Source organism: Streptomyces sp. NPDC054975 (assembly GCF_053609105.1).
Genome location: NZ_JBSGWV010000003.1, coordinates 231,224 through 249,310, shown reverse-complemented (window position 1 = coordinate 249,310; position 18,087 = coordinate 231,224). Strand labels below are relative to the sequence as shown.

The window sequence follows — 18,087 nt, the reverse complement described above, 5'->3', positions numbered from 1 at the left end:
TGCTGATGCCAGCGCAAGGCACCCAGGTTCTGCCACTGCACCCCGAGTCTGACCTGATCACTCGTCACTCTGATGACCCTGCGCCTGATACGAACTCCGGCAAGTCCAGAAGGCTGCCGGACGGCGGCGACCTGTGCCAAGTGTGTCAACTCCTTGACACAGTTCAACCCTTGGGTAATTGTGTCAGGTAGTTAATACACCTTGTGAGAGGGAAGGGAATCGGCATGCCTGCTGCAAGAACGGAAGGCCCTTGGCGGGCGGGGTTGAATACCCCTGTGCGATGGGCCGGCGCGGCGACCGGTCTGGCTGTCAACGCGCTGGTCACCTTCAGTCCTGAGCCTGATGTGGACCTGCTGTACGGATTTCCCGTGTTCGGTCTGTGTGTCATGGCTGGCGTGCTTGCAGCGGACGTCATCGCACGACCAAGCCCTCGCTGGCTACGAGCAGCCGAAGTGACTCCGCGCCGAATCCGGGACTACGCTCCCCGATCTCTGACGGCTGCATTGGCCGCGCAGGCTGTCGCCTTGCTGGTTCTGCTGATCGTCGCCACCACGACGGCCTCGGCGGACTCTGACGGTCGTTCAGGGCGTGCTGTGTCCGTCACATGTTCGGCGGGCACTTACCTGCTCTCACCCTGGCCGGGCCCGTACTACACCTGGCCGGCTCTCGGCGGTCTCGCCCTCGGTACCGTTGCCTGCGCACTGCTCCTGCGCCGTGTCACCCTACGCTCCGGGAGCGACGATCAACGCCGCATCGACGCCCGGGCGGCTGTCGGTGCATGGGGAGTGCTGGTGAGCGCCCCTCTCTTCGCCGTTTCCTCGGCGATGGCCGTCGGGGTGCTGGGCGTGCCCTGCGGGGGCGCGACGAACGACGTGGCCCTCGCGGGGATGGCTATCGCGGCCCTCATCTCGGCACCGACCGCGGGTCACTGTCTGTGCGTCCTATTGCTGCCGCAGGCCTACCTCAAGGCTCGGCCATGACGACCAACGGCATCAGTATCAGCGTCAACCATGCGTCCCCTGTCCCTCCGTATGAGCAACTCCGCGCACAGCTGGCTGATCTCATCTCCGTCGGTCGGCTGGGTCAGGGGGCCAGGCTGCCGTCCGTGCGCCAGCTTGCCTCCGACCTCGGGCTTGCTAACAACACCGTGGTGCGGGCCTACCGCGAACTCGAAGCCGCAGGCCTTGTCAGGAGTCGCCGAGGCTCTGGTACTCAGGTCATTGCCCCGTCGGCCACCACCGACATCAAGGCGAAGCTGGCGGAGCACGCAAGCAACTACGCGGCTGCCGCCAGACAGCTCAATGCCAGCGACGAGGAAGCCCTCGCCGCGATCCGGCATGCCCTCGCAAGTCGCGACAAGCCGTGACGCAGACAGACCACATGTCGGCGCATCAGGTTGAGAATTAGACACTAAGCGCTATCCGGCGCGCTGCTCATCCAGAGCGCCTGGAGCGTCACTCCTGGAACGGCGCGACAGGGTCAGTCCTTCGGGCCCCCGGGCGGTGGCTCCGGCGGGCGGTCTTCTTTCCGTCCGGCTTCATGCGACTCCGGCGGGAAGCCGCCGCGTGGGGTGCTCGAGCGGGGTGAGGCAGTCCAAGTCGTCGAGGGGCTGGTCCGTGAAGAAGCGCAGGACGAGTTCGCCGACCTCTCGGCGTCGTTCGAGTGCCAGCAGATGGTCGGTGTCGCGGACGAGGGTGAAGATGCTGCCGTCGATGGTGGCAGCGGCCTCACGGCCCAGGCCGGGGCGAGTGAGGGTGTCGTGCTCGCCGGTGAAACAGAGGGCCGGGACGCCGCTCACGCCGCCGTCGGGCAGCCCCGGCCAGTCGAGCACTCGACGGATGGACGCCAGGTGACGCTCGAAGTCCGGTCCCGTGATGGCCGCCATGTCGCGGGCCAGCACGCGGGTGACGGCGGCCCGATTACGCACCGTGCGGTCGGCCGGAGCCATGAGCGCCTCCGCGCTGCGGCGGACATATTCATCGGCGTCCCCCGAGGCGAGCGCGTCCGCCATGGCCCGTAGCCCCTCCAGCCCCTCCGGCGGGTAGACGGAGGCGGCTCCCATAAGGGCAAGGCGGGACAGGCGGCCGGGGGCGCGCTGGGCAAGGTGGTAGGCGACCGGCACTCCGTAGGAGACGGCCAGGAGGTTGACTCGGTCGAGGCCCAGGCGGTCGAGGAGGTCGGTCAGGGCGTCGGCGAGAAAGTCGAACCCGTACGTCGCCGGCAGCTGGTCAGCGTTCCCGGAACCGGGCAGCTCCACACTGATGACCGGAGCGGTTTGCGCCCAAGGCCCTTCCAGCCGCCGGTAGGAGTGCATGTTCTGGAAGGCACCGCCGATCACGACGATCGGCTCCGTGCTGGGGGCGGGGCACTGCACGACACGGCACTGGTAGCCGAAGCCGGAGAATAAGAATCGGTGCACTTGATCGACGGTCACGAGGACGAACTCCAGACGATGTGGACGCTTACCGTGGATCAACGACGTGCCCCTGACATGGTTCTCGCCGCCGGCCCTCGCCCCACACCAACGTGTGGTGCGCTCAGCCCGGCCCGCAAGTGACACGCGTAACGCCCAGGCTGCGACCGAATCCGGCCGCACCGGTCGCGTGGCCGGGTCGTTGTCCTCGTGCATGGCCCGCCCATCCGCAGGCCGCGCACGACGCACACAACCCGCCGGAGCAGACATGTCACAAAATCAGCGGGCAACGGGGACCGACCGCGGTTTCACCGGCTACGCCGAGGACCTCCTGCAGGTCCTGGCGCGGCACCCCGACCGGCCTGCCCTCCTCACCGCTGACCGCAGTCCCGTCTCCGCGGGCGAACTGTCCGCCCTCACCTGCCGTCTGGCACGCGCCATGCGAGCACGCGGGATCGGACCGGGCCAGACAGTGTCCTTGCTCACCGGCAACACACCACTCGCCCTGGCCGCCCGCTATGCGGTACCCCTGGCCGGTGCCCGGCTCGTCTACCTCTATGACGTCATGCCACCCAAGGCCCTTGCACACATCGTCGGCGACGTCGACACGCGCCTGCTGCTCGTCGATTCGAGCCGGCACGCCGACCTGGGCCCCCTGCTGTCCCTGGTCGGCATCCCCGCGGTGGCGTCACTCGGCCCGGTCCCCGGCTGCGAAGATCTCGTCGCCGCAGCTGCCCTCCACGCTCCCGACCCCTTGGGCGGACACGCCGACCCCCACGCCGACTGGTGCATCCGTCACACCAGCGGCACCACCGGTGTCCCCAAAGCCCTGCAGGTCACCCACGGCCAGTACAAGCGCTGCCTCAACAGCCTGCACGTCGATGCAGGCGATCCGCCGCGGTTTCTCGCCAACACCCCGCTGTCCCACGTCGCCGGCCTGTGCGCCGACGTGACGCTCCTGCAGGGCGGCAGCGTGGTCCTGGAGCCCGCCTTCGACGCCGGCGCGACCCTGGCCGCAGTGGAACGCGAAAGCGTCACCCACCTGTGGCTACTCCCGCCGCTGCTGCACCAGCTGCTCGATCACCCGTCCCTGGCCACCACGGACGTCTCCAGCATCAAGCGCATCACCTACGGCGGCAGTCCCGCGTCAGCCGCCCGGCTCGACCGCGCCGCAGAAGTCTTCGGGCCCGTACTGCACAGCTGGTACGGGCAGAGCGAGACCCTCGGCCTCACCGAGGTCCGGCCCGAAGAACACCTCCTGGTCGGCCACCATGGCCAGATCACCGTGGGCCGTCCCATGCCCGAAGTCGCACTCGTCATCCGTGACGCCAACGGCCTGCCTCTTCCCGCGGGCCACCAAGGCGAGATCTACGCCCGCTCCCCCGGAATGATGCGCGGCTACTGGAAGCAGCCGGAACTCACCGCTCAGACCATGCGGGACGGCTGGGTCCGCACCGGAGACATCGGATACCTTGACGACAACGGCTACCTCTTCCTCGTGGGGCGCTCCAACGACCTCATCAAGGTTCCCGGCGGCGGCATCTACCCCAGCGAGATCGAAGCCGTATTGCTGACCCACCCGGCCATTGCACAGTGCGCCGTCTTCGGCGTCTGCGACGAAGACGCGGCCGAACACATCCACGCCGCCATCGTGCCAGCCCAAGAGCACCGGATCACCCCCGAAGAAGTCCGCGCCCACATCACCACCCAGCTCACCCGCGCATACGCACCCAGCACCATCCACTTCGTCGCGGACATCCCACGCACCGCCATCGGCAAACCGGACAAGAACCAGCTTCGAAGCCAGCTCACCTGACAGCACCCCATCGGCGCCAGCAGCGCGCACCCCCTTGAGGGACCGCTTCCCCGGCCAGAACAACTCCTGAGCACCGAGCAGACCTGTAAGGCGTTGGAGGGCGACCGGACCGTCGAGTGACCGTTTATCCCCTCTACGGTGTGCGCGGTTCGTCACCTCACCGGTGGTCTCGACTGGACCCCGCCACGCGTTCGTGGCCCCCACGTTCACGCTCTGGCCTGGGAGCCATGGACATCCTCGCTGTCGAGACGGTGTGGCTACGGGACGGGTGTGAAGATGACCGCGGTCTCGGCGCAGTCGCCGTGGGCGAAGACGGCGAGGGCGTCCATCTCGGAGGGGTCGGCCGTCAGCCCCCAACGCAGCTTTGTAGCCACTGACTGCGTAGGTGAGACCGGAGAGCGCTTGTAGGCGGTTTCGGAGAGCGGTTTGGGTCTTTAAGCCTCTGGAATGTTGCTGAGAACTGGCAGCAGGCAGTTGCGTCGGAACCTGAGTGACGTCAAGCAAATGTTGACCGTAGGCTCTCGGCGAAAGGCAGGTGCAATGGACATCACGGTGCAGTGGATCAAGACGTCCTGGACGAAGCAGTCTCGGGGCGGGGAGGCCGCTGCCCGCAGGAACGCGGCGCCGGTCTGCTTCTCGTTGCCTCAGGTGCCCCCTGGGTTTGCCCACTTCGTCCAGATGTCCGAGCGTGACGGCTTCGAGCTGCGTTCGAGCCAGAAGGACCTTCGCGAGATCGGTGTCAGCCTGCGGGACGAAGGCGATCGGCTCCGAGTGCTAGCTCGTGTGGAGCCGCTCTTCGGCTTGCCTCCTCGGCCGCGCAGGCCGCCGGCAGTTCGACTGCTTCCCGGGCAGTGGGTCCGCTGGCAGTTGAACTACCGGTTCACCAGCGCCCTGGGAATCCGCGGGTGGTCGTACTGGCTCGACACGTTCAACATCGCTTATGGCCCCGTCGACCGGGATGTCTTCCTGTCGGAGCCGACCCTGATCGTCGATGAGTGCGGGCCAGTTCGATAGAGCAGGCGGACTGCGCTCAGACGGCTGCTCTTTCCGCTTGGGCGCGGGTGGTGGCGAGGCGGTAGGAGTCGGTGCCGGTTTCGATGATGTTGCCGCCGAAGGTGAGGCGGTCGACGATGGCCGCGCAGAGGCGGGGGTCTGTGAACATCTTGGTCCAGCCCGAGAAGGACTCGATGGAGGCGATGGCGACGCTGTTTTCTCCTCGCGCTCGGTAAGGACCTGGAAGAGTAGTTCGGCGCCGCGGCGGTCGAGTTCCATGTAGCCCAGCTCGTCGATGCAGAGCAGGTCGACGCGGCCGTAGCGGGCGATGGTCTTGGTCAGCTGCTTCTCGTCGGCGGCCTCGACGAGCTCGTTGACCAGCTTCGTCGCCAGGACGTACTTGACCCGAAAGCCGGCCATCGCGGCTTCGGTGCCCAGTGCGATCAGCAGGTGGGACTTGCCGGTGCCGGAGTCGCCGATGAGGCAGAGCGGCAGGCCCTTCTTGTCATAGGCCGCTGCGATGATTTCTGGGTGACTCCTGACTCCCTCGTCTTCAAGCAGCTCACGCTGCCCGGTGATGCCAGCCCCGAGCTCCGACGCGCTCTCGCCGAGTGCTGGGTCGAGGTCACCAACGCAGGCGGCGCCGCAGGTTTCCCGTTCCCGCCCGTCGACGCGGCCACGGTGACGCCGGCCCTCGATCGCATAGTCGATCAGCTCTCCCCCGACACCAGCCGAATCCTCACGGCGACCATGAACGGAGAACTCGCAGGCTGGCTCAACGTCCGCCGCGACCGGTTCCAGCTGATCGCGCACTGGGGAACCCTCCACCACGTCCAGACCCGAACTGCCCTACGAGGACTGGGCATCGGACGGGCTCTCATGGCAGAGGTGCACAGAGTCGCAAGGGACGAGATGGGTCTGGAACAGCTGCACCTCGCCGCCCGCGGCGGCGTTGGCCTCGAGGACTTCTACGGGCAACTCGGCTGGAAGGAGATCGGCCGATGGCCTGCCGCCCTCCGCCTCAGCGCAGGCGACGATCGCGACGAGATCCTCATGCTCCTCGCCCCGCTCTGAGCTGCTCCAACTTCAGAAACAGCTTGTGAAAGAGCATTCTGCCCCATGAGGCGTGTTTGGTGGCGTTCTGGGTGGCCGACCGGCTCGGGGTGGCTGGGGCAGCCGGTCACGGACATCCGTGGCCGATGATGACGATCGTGGGTGCGTTTCGGTTCCTTCGCTCCTGTCTGATCTCAAGGCGCCCCCCCTCACCCCCGTTTGCGCCCTGTAACCGAGGGGCCTGTCGGCGGTACTACCGGAACATGCGCCAACGACAGCGGCCGTATCCGAGTGACTTGCCCGATGCCCGGTGGGAGTTGATGGAGCCCGTTCTGTCGACCTGGCAGGCCGAACGACGAGGCAATGACCTGGACGTAGGCCGGCCGCCCGAGCACGATCTGCGGCGGATCATGGATGCCGTCCTCTACGTCGACCGCACCGGCATCCCGTGGAGGTACCTGCCGCACGACTTCGCGCCGTGAGAGACGGTCTACGGGTACTTCGCCGCCTGGCAGAAGGACGGCGCCTTCGACCAACTCAACGGCGTGCTGGGGCGACTGGTCCGGGAAGCCGAGGGCCACGACGCCGAACCGAGCGCGTGCGTGCTGGACGCGCAGCGCCCGCTGATCGCCCTCCAGCCGGATCGCTTCGAGCCGTGCGGGGTGCTCTTACACCGTCTCGGGCTTGGGGACGCCCTGGCGCCTCAGCTTGCTGAGCTGCGTGTTCAGCAGCCGCTCCGCAGCGAAGTCGGGAGGAGGGCGGCAGGCGGAGAGCGTCCAGCAGGGCGAACCGATGCAGTCCACGGCCGCCCGGACGCTCTCGCCGTAGGCGACGGCGGTATGAACCGCGCCGCTGTGGGAGACGCGCGCGACCGCCAGCGGGATCAACGCCTACAGGAGCCACCAACCCGAGGCGCCCAGAAGGCCCGCGGTCACCGAAGCCGTGGCGGCCATGATCACCGCGAGGCGGGCGGCGACGTCCATGTTGTCCCGCCGGTCGTCGACGGTCCGCCTGGTGTCCGCGGGGAACAGCGGGTAGAGGCGCGGCCAGGCGACGAGGGCGTCGAGGCAATAGGGCTCCCCCGCGCCGGTCTCGGTGGCTGCCAGCACATGCCGAGAGCAGTGGGCCGCAGCACGGCCGCACGCGGGAACAGGCGCCGCAGCCGGGTACCGGCCTGGCCCGCCGCCTGGAACCGGGCCCCGGTGACCTCACCGGACGGCAGCTCCTCATCGGCGGCCTGGCGGGCGCGGCGGCCTGCCTGCCGCCTCCGCGACAGGTCCGCCGCGCGCCGCGAAGACCAGCCGTCCTCCAGGACGCGTTCCAGCGCGAGTTGCAGAGGATGTCCGAGGGTCGCCAGCAGGGTCATGGCCAGCGCCAGATGGAGGAGCTCGCCTACCCCCGGATGTCCCGCGGAGTACGGCCCCGGCACGCTCACGGGGTTGGTCGAAGCAGAGCGGGATCGGCGATGCCGCGCCGGCAGGCACGGTTCATTCGCCCGTGGTGCCCTCGGCCTCCCAGCGAAGCAGTTCTCCTGGCTGGCACTCGAGCACCTCGCAGAGCGCGGCGAGCGTCGAAAAGCGCACCGCCTTGGCGCGGCCGTTCTTGAGTACCGCCAGGTTGGCGGGCGTGATCCCGACGCGGTCTGCGAGTTCGCCCACGGACATCTTCCGCCTGGCCAGCATCACGTCGATGTCGACGGCGATCGGCATCAGATCACCTCGTCCAACTCAGCTTGCATCTGAGCCGCTTCGACGTCACGGGCGACGGCCTGGGCGAGCAGCATCCGCAGCACGAGCACGATGAGCGCGACTCCCAGGATGGCCACGCCGATCCCGCCCATGATGAGGGTGACGCCCGGGTCGTCCCGCTGGCCGGGCGCATTGATGGCTGTGACCGTGAACCACACGAGAGCAGCCGCAACGATCGCGCCGATGATGCCGTCCACGTACCGGAAAGCGGCGTGGGAGAACACGGTTCCGCGTCGCACCATCGTTACCAGTCGCCATACACAGACCAGGGCGACCTGGGCCGTCCCGATGCCCAGGATCGTGATCACGCGCAGGGGGGTCAAGGGGAGCGACCCGTCCTCGGGGTCACTCCCACTGGTCAACGCCCACACCATCGATGCCTGCACGAACACCGTGCCGGTGAGCACCACCACGAGCACGGCGCGCAGCGCGCGCACTGTCAGCTTTCCCATGCCCCATCCTCCCATCGAGCCACGATGGGAATCTATCGAATATCGATAGGTGAAAACAAGGGCTGTGTGGGAGGGCGGGCGGCGGACTCGCACCATGGTGGGATGCCGCCGCACCCACCTGAGCTCAAGGCTCGCTAGGAGCTCTGCACGCTGAGCGCCGGTGGGCGACGCTTCCGGCCGCCGGGCGGCGTCCCGAAGCGCGTCTTGGGTAAAAGGAGCAGTGGCGCTGACGCCGGCTGCGAGGGTGCGGATGTCTGGCTGCCTCGGCCTCAGAGGCAGGGTGCCACGAGCTCTTCGATTCCGATGCGCTCCCGCGCGCTGCTGCAGGCGGTGACAGCTCGACATCGCTCTGCCGACTTTGCCCGAGCCCCGCACTGCGGCGCACGCGGACGTCGGGCGGCCGTCGTATGACCGTTCGGAGGCGTGCACTACCGGGGAAGGCGCGGGTTCCGGCTGCTGATCCCCGGTCTCGGCTTCGGCCTACGTCTACTCGGTGGACTGCTCGGCGGCCTCGCGTTCGCCGACACTGACCAGTCCTGTTTCGTAGGCGACGATGACGGCCTGGACACGGTCGCGGAGTCCGAGTTTGCCGAGGATGCGGGCGACGTGCGTCTTGACGGTCGCCTCGGCGAGGTGGAGGCGGGCGGCGAGTTCGGCGTTGCTCAGTCCTCGGGCCAGCAGGCCCAGGACCTCCAGTTCACGCGGGGTGAGCGAGGCGAGGTCGCGGTGGAGGGCGGCGGTGTCGCTGCCTCGCCGAGTGAACCGCTGCACGAGACGGCGGGTGATGGCGGGCGCGAGGAGAGCGTCGCCGGTACGGACTGTACGGACGGCCGCGGTCAGCTGCTCGGGGGTGACGTCCTTGAGGAGGAAGCCGCTGGCCCCGGCGGACAGCGCCGCGTAGACGTACCGGTCCAGGTCGAAAGTGGTCAGGATGATCACGCGCGGCTCGCCGGAAGTGCCGGTGATGCGGCGGGTGGCCTCCAGGCCGTCCATCGCGGGCATCCGAACATCCATCAGAACCACGTCGGGGCGGGTGCGGTTGACCGCCTCGACCGCTTCGAGGCCGTTGGTCGCCTCAGCTACGACATCGATGCCGTCGGCACCGAGGATCATCCGGAACCCGGTGCGGACCAGGGTCTGGTCGTCGGCGAGGAGCACACGCGGCGGTTCGGTCACGGTGTCTCCAAGGGGATCAGGGCTTCCACACGGTAACCGCCAGTGAGTCGCCGGCCGGTGTTCAGGGTTCCGTCGTAGACGGCGAGACGCTCGCGCAGGCCGATCAGGCCCCGACCACTTCCGGTACCCGCGCCCCGGTATCCGCCGGTGTCGGTGACCTCCACCCGCAGTTGACGCGGGCCGTAATCGACGGTGACGGCAGCGGTGGCGCCCGACGCGTGCTTCACCGTGTTGGTCAGGCCCTCCTGGACAACGCGATAGGCGGCGAGTTCGAGGCCAGGGGGAAGGGGACGGGGCGGTCCTGTCACGGTCAGGTCGACGCGCAGTCCGGCGTCCCGCACCCGCCCGATGAGCGTCTCCAACTGGTCAAGGCCCGGCTGCGGGGCCAGCTCAACCCCCCTGTCCATGTCCGTGCCCTCTTCCCGGTCATCCATGGTGAGCAGGCCCATGACGTGGCGCAGTTCGGTCATGGCCGCCCGGCCCGCCGCCTCTACGGCCAGCAGTGCCTCGCCGGCCTGCTCGGGGGAGGTTTTCATGATCTTGCGGGCGGCGCCCGCCTGGATGACCATCACGCTGACGTTGTGCGTGACGACGTCGTGCAGTTCGCGGGCGATCCTGGCCCGCTCATGGTCGACGGCCCGGCGCAGGACCTCGGCCTGCTCGCGCTCCAGGGCGGAGAGCCGGGTGCGGCCTTCGTCGGTCCGGAGTTTCCAGGTACGCAGGCCGATGGCGGCCACGGCCATCGGGGCCAGGATCAGCAGGGCGATGTATTCGTTGGGGACGATCGGTGTCACCGAGTTCCCCGAGGTGCCGACCAGGAAGACCGACACCGGCAGCGCAGCCAGGGTGGCCGTCCGGTAGGGGCTGTAGACGGCGGCGCTGTACACGGCGATGACGAACGCGTAGAAGGTCAGCCTCATCACGTTGTGCGGTGTCGCCAGTGTCGCTGCCGTCACGACGCACAGCACGGCGAGCGGGTAGCGGCGGCGCAGTGCCAGGGCACCGGAGGCGGCGGCCGCGAGGGTCACCATGAAGGCCAGGCCGCCGGGGCCGGACGGGCGCGGGAGGGCCACCTCCACACCAGGCGCGACCTCCCGCAGCACGACGTTGCCGACGTTGTCGATGCCGTAGTGGACGGTGGCGATTCCGAGTGCGAGTGCCATCAGCACGTCGAACTGCCAGGCGCGCCGGGCGGGCCGCAGCGGTGGACCGCTCGGAATCCTGTCGCGGACCGCCCTGAGGGTGGCTTTCCGCAGCCGCACCAGCGTCGTACGTACGTTCATCACCGGCTCATTGTCGCTGCGGCCCGGGCCTGTGGAGTCCAACTCGGAGGTCGTTCCCACTGGGCCGGATACATCGCCCGCCTACATCGCAGGGATGACGTTTCCGGTGCTCATCCCAGCGCGGTACCGCAAGGGGTCCGGGCGGGCGACGCGGTGGGCCGGGTCCGCTCCTAGCGTTCACACAGCGCCCACAGCCCACTGACCGTACGCAAGGAGCCCTTTCATGACCATGCCGGTGATCGAACTGAGCGGGGTGAGCCGCCGATACGACGACGGCCCGGCCGCCCTTCACCAGGCGTCGCTGACCGTGCAGCGCGGCGAGGCCGTCGCGATCCTCGGCCCTTCCGGCAGCGGCAAGTCCACGCTGCTCAATCTGATCGCGGGCCTGGACCGGCCGGACACGGGGGCCGTCACCGTGGACGGGGTGCGCGTGGACAAGCTGGGCGAGTCCGGCTCCGCCCTCTACCGGCGCTCGAAGATCGGCATGGTCTTCCAGTTCTTCAACCTGCTCGACGATCTGACCGTCGCCGACAACGTCGTTCTGCCGGCCCGCCTCGCGGGCGTGGCACGTGCCGAGGCAAGTCGGCGGGCGGCGGAGCTCCTGGAGAACCTCGGTATCGACCGGCACGCCCACGCGTATCCGGGGCGGCTGTCCGGCGGCGAGCGCCAGCGCGTCGCGGTGGCCCGGGCGCTGATGAACCGGCCACCAGTGCTGCTGGCCGACGAGCCGACCGGCGCCCTGGACACGGCCGCCGGACAGGAGGTCAGCAGGCTGCTCACGGAACTCAACGCCGACGGCCAGACCATCGTCGTGGTCACTCACGACCTGTCCCTCGCGCGTTCCTGCACGCGGCGCACGGTCAAGATCGCCGACGGCCGGATCACCGAGGACGTCCCGTCGCAGGCGATCGCCCCGGAGGCCGTCCGTTGAGCGTGCTCGCCAGAGTGGTGCGCTCGGGGGCGGGACGACGGCGGGTGCAGACGCTGGTGATCGGGCTCGCCACGATGATGGCAGTGGCCGCCTCCGTCCTGGGCGGCTCGCTGCTGGTGGTCTCCAGCGCACCCTTCGACGACGCCTTCGCCCAGCAACGTGGCGCGCATCTGTCCGTCGATTTCGACGCGGGCAAGGTGAGTGCCGGGCAACTGGCGAAGTCCAAGGACACCGCGGGGGTGAGCGGTTCGGCCGGACCGTTCCGCACGGCGGCCGTCACCCCCCCGGGCGAACGAGGCGGGCCCCGGCTGGCCGATGACCGTGGTCGGCCGTTCCGATCCCGGACGGGACGTGGACAAGGTGGCGCTGGTCGACGGGCGGTGGGCCACCCGTTCCGGCGAGATCGTGCTGTCCGCCGACTCCTCGCTCATCCCGACCCTGGGCAGGCGGGTCACCTTCACTCATCTGCCCGACGAACCGACCCTCACGGTCGTCGGGGTCGCCCGCTCGGTCACGCGGACCGCCGACGCCTGGGTCGTTCCGGCCCAGATGCCGGCGCTCACCGCACCCGGCAGCGGCGGCTACCAGATGCTCTACCGCTTCACGAACGCGGGCACCGCCGCGCAGATCACCGCGGGCGGCAAAGCCGTGACGCGGTCCCTGGCACCGGGGGCGGCCGCCGGCAAACAGTCCTGGCTCACCGTCAAGAAGGACGCCGAGCGCGACACCGCCCTCTACGTCCCGTTCCTCGTCGCGTTCGGCGCCCTGGGCCTGGTCATGTCGGCGCTCATCGTCGGCAACGTCGTCGCGTCAGCCGTGGGCACGGGAACGCACCGCATCGGGATCCTCAAGGCCATCGGCTTCACCCCTGCCCAGGTCGTACGCGGCTACATCGGCCAGGCACTGATCCCGGCCGGCGTCGGCACGGCCCTCGGCGTCCTCGCCGGCCACCTGCTGGCCATCCCTGTGATGGCCGAGACCGAGGAGATCTACGGTTCCTCGTCCCTGGCCATCGCTCCCTGGGTCGACCTGGCGGTGATCGCCGGGGTGCTCGGCCTGGTGGCGGCCACCGCGTGGGCCAGTGCCTGGCGGGCCGGGCGGCTGCGTACGGTCGACGCGCTCGCCGTCGGGCGTACCGCTTCGGCGGGGCGCGGCCGGTGGGCGGCCCGCCTGGCCGGAAGGCTGCCGCTGCCGCGGCCGGTGGCCCTGGGCCTGGCCCGACCCTTCGCGCGGCCCGCCCGCGCGCTCGCCATGGGCACGGCGATCCTGTTCGGCGCCATCGCTGTCACGTTCACCGCGGGAATGGGCGCCACGCTCGGCAAGGTGATGGACGCCAAGGCCCACGACGTCGCCGATGTCACCGTGCCCGCGCCCATGCCGGACTTCGGACCCCAGCCCCATGGCGGCAATAAGCAGCCCAAGGCCGACCCTGCCGCGGTTGCGGAGACCGTCGAGTCCGCCCCCGGAACCGGCGAGTACTACCGCGCCTCGACGGTGCGCTCGACCGTGTCCGGCCTGACCGGCACCGTCGACGTGGTCGCCTTCACCGGCGACGCCTCCTGGGGTGGCTACACGATGGTCGCGGGCCGCTGGATCGACAGGCCCGGCGAGGCCGTGGTCCCTACCCCCTTCCTGACCGCCACCGGCACCCGTGTCGGCGACAGCATCACCCTGAACGGCCTGGCCGAGCCGGTCACGGTCCAGGTCGTCGGCGAAGTCCTCGACCCCCGCAATTCCGGCATGCAGGTTTTCACCGACGCCGCGACCCTCACCGCCGCACATCCGGACCTGACAGATACGAGCCATCACATCGCGGTCGCGTCAGGCACCGACGTCTCCGCCTACGTCACCGCGCTCAACAAGGACCTGGCGCCGCTGGGGGCCACCGCTCAGGCCGGCGGACTCGACGCCGGCGGCGACATGGTCGTCACGCTCAACGCGCTCTCCGCGATGCTCACGCTGATGCTCGTCGCCGTCGCCGCGCTCGGCGTGCTCAACGGCGTGCTGCTCGATACCCGCGAGCGGGTGCGGGAGATCGGTGTCCACAAGGCGCTTGGCATGACCCCACGACAGACCATCGCGATGGTCCTCACCTCGGTCGTCGTGACCGGCCTGGCCGCGGGCGCCGTGGGTGTGCCGCTGGGAGTGGCCCTTCACGGCCGGGTCCTGCCCGCCATGGGTGACAGCGTGGGACTGCGGCTGCCCGATTCCGTCCTCGCCGTCTACCACGGCCCGGTACTCATCCCGCTTGCCCTCGGTGGCCTGCTCATCGCCACTCTGGGCGCACTCCTGCCCGCCGGCTGGGCCGCCAGGACCCGAACCGCCACGGCCCTGCGCACCGAATAGAAGGTCAGGCTCAGAGCTCGTGCCTCCGACTCCCACCGCACGGAGCGGTGGGCGTCCGTTGGCTGATCACTGCAACTGGGCCCCGGAGCCTTGTCTCTGACCCCAGCCGCAAAGTAGTGGCGCGCTACTAGAGCGTTCCCCCGCAGACGCGGAGGATCTTGGCGATGCGGCCAGGTCACTCCGTACCGGCGGGTGAATCCGTTTTGGCGTGCCCCGGCGCCCCCGCGCGCCCGCGACCGTAGGCCGCTGGCGGAACGCGCTCCCCCGGTCGGCCGGCTGTCAGCCACGAAGGTGTCCTCGAAGGGGACGGGCGGGCGCGGCATCCGTGGCCGAGCGGGAGATCGATTCTGCAGTCGTCCGACGACCCACTCTGGCGGAGTGGGCGAGGAGCACGTCCGGCGCGTGCCGGGGCTCGGATCGGCAGGCGGGTCCCGGCTGCCCTTTCAGTGGTTCGACGTTTCCTCGTCCGCCCGGCGGAGCGCGTGCGTGAGCTCGACCCGGGAGCGGACGCCCAGCCGGGCGAAGACGTTCCGTAGATGGTGGTCGACCGTCCGCGGGCTGATGGAGAGCCGGTCCGCGATCTCCCGGTTGGTCGCGCCCTCGGCGGCGAACCGCGCGATGCGCTGCTGCTGCGGAGTCAGGCCGTCCGCCGACACCGGCGAGCGGGGACCGCCGATCGCTCCGCCGGTGGCACGGAGTTCCGCCCTGGCCTGGTCGGCCCAGATCCCGGCGCCCGCCCGCTCGAAGGTGACCAGCGCGTCGCTCAGCCGAGCCCGTGCCTCCAGCGGGCGCCTGCGTCGCCGGAGCCATTTGCCGTACGACAGGAGGGTCCGGGCGCGCTCGAAATCGCTGCCGGACTCGTCGTGGTGGCGCATCGCCTCCCCGTACCAGTACGCGGCCTCCTCCAGCTTCTCCGGGTCCGCCAGCACCGCCCGGCAGCGGGCCAGTTGAGCCGGGGCATGGGGGTCCACCCCTCCGGCTGCCCAGAGGGCGAACTCCTCCGCCGCGGCCCGTGCCTCGCCCGTCCGGCCTGCGGCTTCGGCCGCCTCGACGTAGCAGGGCACGGCCAGCATCCGCAGGGCGAAGTGACCGCTCCGGGGCCCCGGACCCACGAGTTGGGCGAGCCGGGCCGACGCCTGCGCCGCGAGGCCCCGGGCCAGGTCCGCGCGGGCAAGTGCCCATTCCGCGAGGGTGATCGCCTGCGCGAGTCCGTGCGGCCGGGCGCGTTCGAGGGCCTTCCGCGCGTGTTCCTCGACCGCGTCCGGGTGGCCGGTGACCGACGCGACCAGGGCGAGTACGGCGTGCTGGTGCGCCGCCATGTTGCGCTGCCCGGTGAGCAGGGACGCCTGGAGGGCCTCACGGGCGTGCGCCCCCGCGCGCGCGTGGCGGCCGGCCCTGAGTTCGGCGTAGGCGAGGTACTCCAGTACGCGCGGCAGGAGGGCCGTACGGCGCTCCGCCCTCACCACCGCCAGAGCGCGGGCGTGCACCCGGGCCGCCGACGCCATGTCCCCGAGCACCAGGGCGGCGGAACCGGCCCGGAGCAGGATCCTGGGGTCGTCGGCCTCCCCGTCGTGCGCCACCACACGCGCCAGCGGCGCACGCGCCTCGGGCAGCCGGGCGGCGAGTGCCGCGCGCATGCCTTCGAGGAAGTCTCGCTCGGTTCGCGTCGATTCGTACGTGTGGGGCTTCCCGGCCTCGGCGGTCCCGGGGCGGACGTGCGAGCGACCGTCCGGGCGGCTGCCGTAGTCGGAGCCGGGATCAGCTTCGATGTCGGCCTCGGCGTCGCCGAGGGCGATCAGGCACGCCACGGGGTCCCCGGCCGCCCAGGCGGCCTCCATGGCGAGGAGGCGAGCGTCCGCGGCCTCGGCCGGCGCTTCGGCCTCCAGAAGCGCGGCTGCCAGGAGCAGCGCCTGGTGGGCGTCGGCGACCGGCCCGTCGGCGAGCGCGGTGAGTCCGCGCGCGAGCTCGGCGCGCCCCCGGACCACATCGGTGCGCGCGTGGACGCCTTCGGCGGCGCGGAAGCGGTCCGCCCGGTGCCGCAGGCCGGGGAGCAGCGGGAACGCCTGCGTAGCCGCTGCCCGTACCCTGCCGTCGCGGCCATCGCTCGCGCCCGGGGTGCGGGAGGCGGGCACCGTCCCACTCACGGCGGAGGCACGCTCGGGGTACACGTCCCGCTTCGAGCGGGGCGGCTCGGCCTGTCGGGCAGCGCCGCCCGATGGAGCGTCCTGGCGGTGCGGTAAGGAGCCGGGGGGCGGCGGCGCGGCGCTGTCCTGCGGCACGGTGAACAGCGCGCGGGTCGAACGCCTCCACGCCACGGGCGTCGTGGCGAGCACGGCCCGCCGCAGGAACGGGTCGGCGAAGCGGAGGGCCGTACGTGTTCCCCTCAGCAGACCGTCCGCGATCAGGCTGTCGAGCGCCTCGGGCGAGGTACGGGCGGCGCGGGCGGCGGCGAGGACGGCGGAGGCTTCGACAGGGCGTCCCCGCGGGTCCGAACCCCATGGTTCGGGGGCGGATCCGTTCCCATCCGGCCACCCGGGTCCAGGCATCTGCGCCCCGGGCATCTGCGTCCCGAACCCGTCCGGCATCGAACCATCCCACGCCGGACCATTCCACCCCCACCCGTCCGGCACCGAACCGTCCCACCACGAGGCGTCCGGGCCCATCTCGTGCGCCCCCGGCCCCTGCGCCCCCGGCTTCCGCAGCCCCGACCCGCCCCAAGCCGAACCGCCCCGTAACGACGTCCCCCTCGACACCTCGGCACCCCGTCCCACCTCCCCCTGACGTACCTCCGGCGGGCCGTCGCCGGCCACCGCGACGAGAGCGAGCAGGCGCCTGCACTCCACCGGCAGTGACTCCAGGAGCTTGCCGTAGACGTCGACGAGCACGCTCCCGTCGGTCAACGAGCACGGCAACGGTTCCGCGCCCGCGAGCTGAGCCCGGGACAGGCGCCGGGTCGCCGCTGCCAGGATGCCCGGGTGGCCCGCCGCCTCCAGGAGCAGCCGTTCCCGTACGGGTTCCGCCGCGGGCACCGGGCACAGGTCGTCCAGCAGGGCACTCGCCCCGGCCCGATCGAGGCGTTGGAGTCGCAGAACCGTCGCCCCCCGTACGGCGGGTGGGCGGTGATGCCGGGCGAACGAGACGATCCAGCCGACCCCCGGAAGGCCGCCACCGGGCCTCCACGCCGAGGCGAGAGCGGCACGGGAGTGCGCGTCCCACAGGTGGTAGTCGTCGACGCAGAGCAGCAGACGCCGTCCGGCCGAGAGCCGGGAGAGCGCCTTGGCGAGGCCGTCCGGGCCCCGCGCCGCCCGCAGCGCGTGCCGCACCTCGGCAGGCGCGCTCCCGAACGCCGACAGCAACGCCCGCACACCGCTCCACGGAACGCGCTTGCCGGGCGGCGCGGGCACCAGGTGCGCCGCGCCGTGGAAGTCCCGGACGGCGTGGGCGAGGAGCGCCGTGCGCCCCATGCCAGGGCTGCCGGTGATCAGGAGAACTCCGCCGGAACCCGCGTACACACGGGCCGAAAGGGCGGCCACGGCGGCGAGTTCGGTCCTTCGGTCGTGCAGCCGCGGAGAAGCGGCCGCGCCCGTCCCTCCGCTCACGGGCGTCACGTTACTGCCCCGTAGGTTTCCACGGAAGAGCCTGCGTCCCCGTCGGTACGGCCCAGGGCCAGACGTCTTGTGGGTACAAGGCCGGGCTCCGACAACCGGGTTGGGACACGGCCCAGTTGCGGGGGCCAGACCCTGTGGGCGCGCACAAGGGCCTGGCCCCGGCACCCCGGGCACACAGGGGTCAGATGCCGGGAACGGGGGTGGCACCCCGATCAGGGATCCCGGGAGCCGGCGCGCTCAGAGCAGCCCCACCTCCCACCCCCCGTCC

15 protein-coding genes and 2 pseudogenes are annotated in these 18,087 nt (G+C 70.5%); 8 read left to right on the top strand and 9 right to left on the bottom strand.

Annotated features, from left to right (window positions below; translation table 11 throughout):
- Positions 1 to 275: 275 nt before the first annotated feature.
- Together ACWF79_RS05995 and ACWF79_RS05990 are read left to right on the top strand one after the other, a co-directional pair.
- Positions 276 to 980, top strand: coding sequence for a hypothetical protein (locus ACWF79_RS05995; RefSeq protein ID WP_453726816.1), 705 nt, complete (start codon positions 276 to 278; stop codon positions 978 to 980).
- On the top strand, positions 977 to 1,366 hold the full coding sequence (locus tag ACWF79_RS05990; RefSeq protein WP_453726815.1) for a GntR family transcriptional regulator: 390 nt from the start codon (positions 977 to 979) through the stop codon (positions 1,364 to 1,366). The genes ACWF79_RS05995 and ACWF79_RS05990 overlap by 4 nt, the downstream gene beginning before the upstream one ends.
- 171 nt (positions 1,367 to 1,537) lie before the next feature.
- Here the strand turns inward: ACWF79_RS05990 and ACWF79_RS05985 are convergent, their stop codons facing one another.
- On the bottom strand, positions 1,538 to 2,419 hold the full coding sequence (locus ACWF79_RS05985; RefSeq protein ID WP_453726814.1) for an alpha/beta fold hydrolase: 882 nt from the start codon (positions 2,417 to 2,419) through the stop codon (positions 1,538 to 1,540).
- 262 nt (positions 2,420 to 2,681) lie between these two features.
- On the opposite strand from ACWF79_RS05985, the gene ACWF79_RS05980 reads away from it, so the two are divergent.
- Both ACWF79_RS05980 and ACWF79_RS05975 read left to right on the top strand, forming a co-directional pair.
- The gene (locus tag ACWF79_RS05980; RefSeq protein ID WP_453726813.1) at positions 2,682 to 4,229 is read left to right on the top strand and encodes a class I adenylate-forming enzyme family protein; all 1,548 of its coding nucleotides are present in this window, start codon (positions 2,682 to 2,684) and stop codon (positions 4,227 to 4,229) included.
- 540 nt (positions 4,230 to 4,769) lie between these two features.
- Positions 4,770 to 5,243 carry a hypothetical protein gene (locus ACWF79_RS05975; protein ID WP_453726812.1) on the top strand — a complete coding sequence of 158 codons (474 nt, stop codon included), beginning with the start codon at positions 4,770 to 4,772 and terminating at the stop codon, positions 5,241 to 5,243.
- Positions 5,244 to 5,259: 16 nt separating this feature from the next.
- Here ACWF79_RS05975 and ACWF79_RS05970 read toward each other — a convergent pair.
- Positions 5,260 to 5,726, bottom strand: a pseudogene (locus ACWF79_RS05970) (ATP-binding protein); the annotation flags it as partial.
- Between the two features lie 27 nt (positions 5,727 to 5,753).
- Between ACWF79_RS05970 and ACWF79_RS05965 the strand changes: the two are divergent.
- Both ACWF79_RS05965 and ACWF79_RS05960 read left to right on the top strand, forming a co-directional pair.
- Entirely contained in the window at positions 5,754 to 6,296 is a 543-nt protein-coding gene (locus ACWF79_RS05965) for a GNAT family N-acetyltransferase (protein ID WP_453726905.1), read from the top strand.
- Between the two features lie 242 nt (positions 6,297 to 6,538).
- Positions 6,539 to 6,892, top strand: a pseudogene (locus tag ACWF79_RS05960) (transposase); the annotation flags it as partial.
- Between the two features lie 51 nt (positions 6,893 to 6,943).
- On the opposite strand, the gene ACWF79_RS05955 reads toward ACWF79_RS05960, so the two are convergent.
- From ACWF79_RS05955 to ACWF79_RS05930, 6 genes are all read right to left on the bottom strand, one after another.
- Positions 6,944 to 7,162, bottom strand: coding sequence for a hypothetical protein (locus ACWF79_RS05955; protein WP_453726811.1), 219 nt, complete (start codon positions 7,160 to 7,162; stop codon positions 6,944 to 6,946).
- A 3-nt stretch (positions 7,163 to 7,165) separates the two neighbouring features.
- A complete protein-coding gene (locus ACWF79_RS05950; RefSeq protein ID WP_453726810.1) occupies positions 7,166 to 7,384 on the bottom strand; it encodes a hypothetical protein in 219 nt (72 codons plus the stop codon).
- A gap of 378 nt (positions 7,385 to 7,762) precedes the next feature.
- Entirely contained in the window at positions 7,763 to 7,984 is a 222-nt protein-coding gene (locus tag ACWF79_RS05945) for a helix-turn-helix domain-containing protein (RefSeq protein ID WP_453726809.1), read from the bottom strand.
- Positions 7,984 to 8,475, bottom strand: a complete 492-nt coding sequence (locus tag ACWF79_RS05940; RefSeq protein WP_453726808.1) for a DUF2975 domain-containing protein — start codon at positions 8,473 to 8,475, stop codon at positions 7,984 to 7,986. Before ACWF79_RS05940 ends, ACWF79_RS05945 begins: the two co-directional genes overlap by 1 nt.
- 486 nt (positions 8,476 to 8,961) lie before the next feature.
- Entirely contained in the window at positions 8,962 to 9,651 is a 690-nt protein-coding gene (locus ACWF79_RS05935) for a response regulator (RefSeq protein ID WP_453726807.1), read from the bottom strand.
- A complete protein-coding gene (locus ACWF79_RS05930; RefSeq protein ID WP_453726806.1) occupies positions 9,648 to 10,934 on the bottom strand; it encodes a sensor histidine kinase in 1,287 nt (428 codons plus the stop codon). Before ACWF79_RS05930 ends, ACWF79_RS05935 begins: the two co-directional genes overlap by 4 nt.
- A 223-nt stretch (positions 10,935 to 11,157) precedes the next feature.
- On the opposite strand from ACWF79_RS05930, the gene ACWF79_RS05925 reads away from it, so the two are divergent.
- Both ACWF79_RS05925 and ACWF79_RS05920 read left to right on the top strand, forming a co-directional pair.
- Complete coding sequence (locus ACWF79_RS05925) at positions 11,158 to 11,865, top strand: ABC transporter ATP-binding protein (RefSeq protein WP_453726805.1); 708 nt, start codon at positions 11,158 to 11,160, stop codon at positions 11,863 to 11,865.
- A gap of 315 nt (positions 11,866 to 12,180) precedes the next feature.
- Positions 12,181 to 14,211, top strand: a complete 2,031-nt coding sequence (locus ACWF79_RS05920) for an ABC transporter permease (protein ID WP_453726804.1) — start codon at positions 12,181 to 12,183, stop codon at positions 14,209 to 14,211.
- A 443-nt stretch (positions 14,212 to 14,654) separates the two neighbouring features.
- Here ACWF79_RS05920 and ACWF79_RS05915 read toward each other — a convergent pair whose 3' ends face one another.
- Positions 14,655 to 17,810, bottom strand: a complete 3,156-nt coding sequence (locus tag ACWF79_RS05915) for a LuxR C-terminal-related transcriptional regulator (RefSeq protein WP_453726803.1) — start codon at positions 17,808 to 17,810, stop codon at positions 14,655 to 14,657.
- Positions 17,811 to 18,087: the final 277 nt, after the last annotated feature.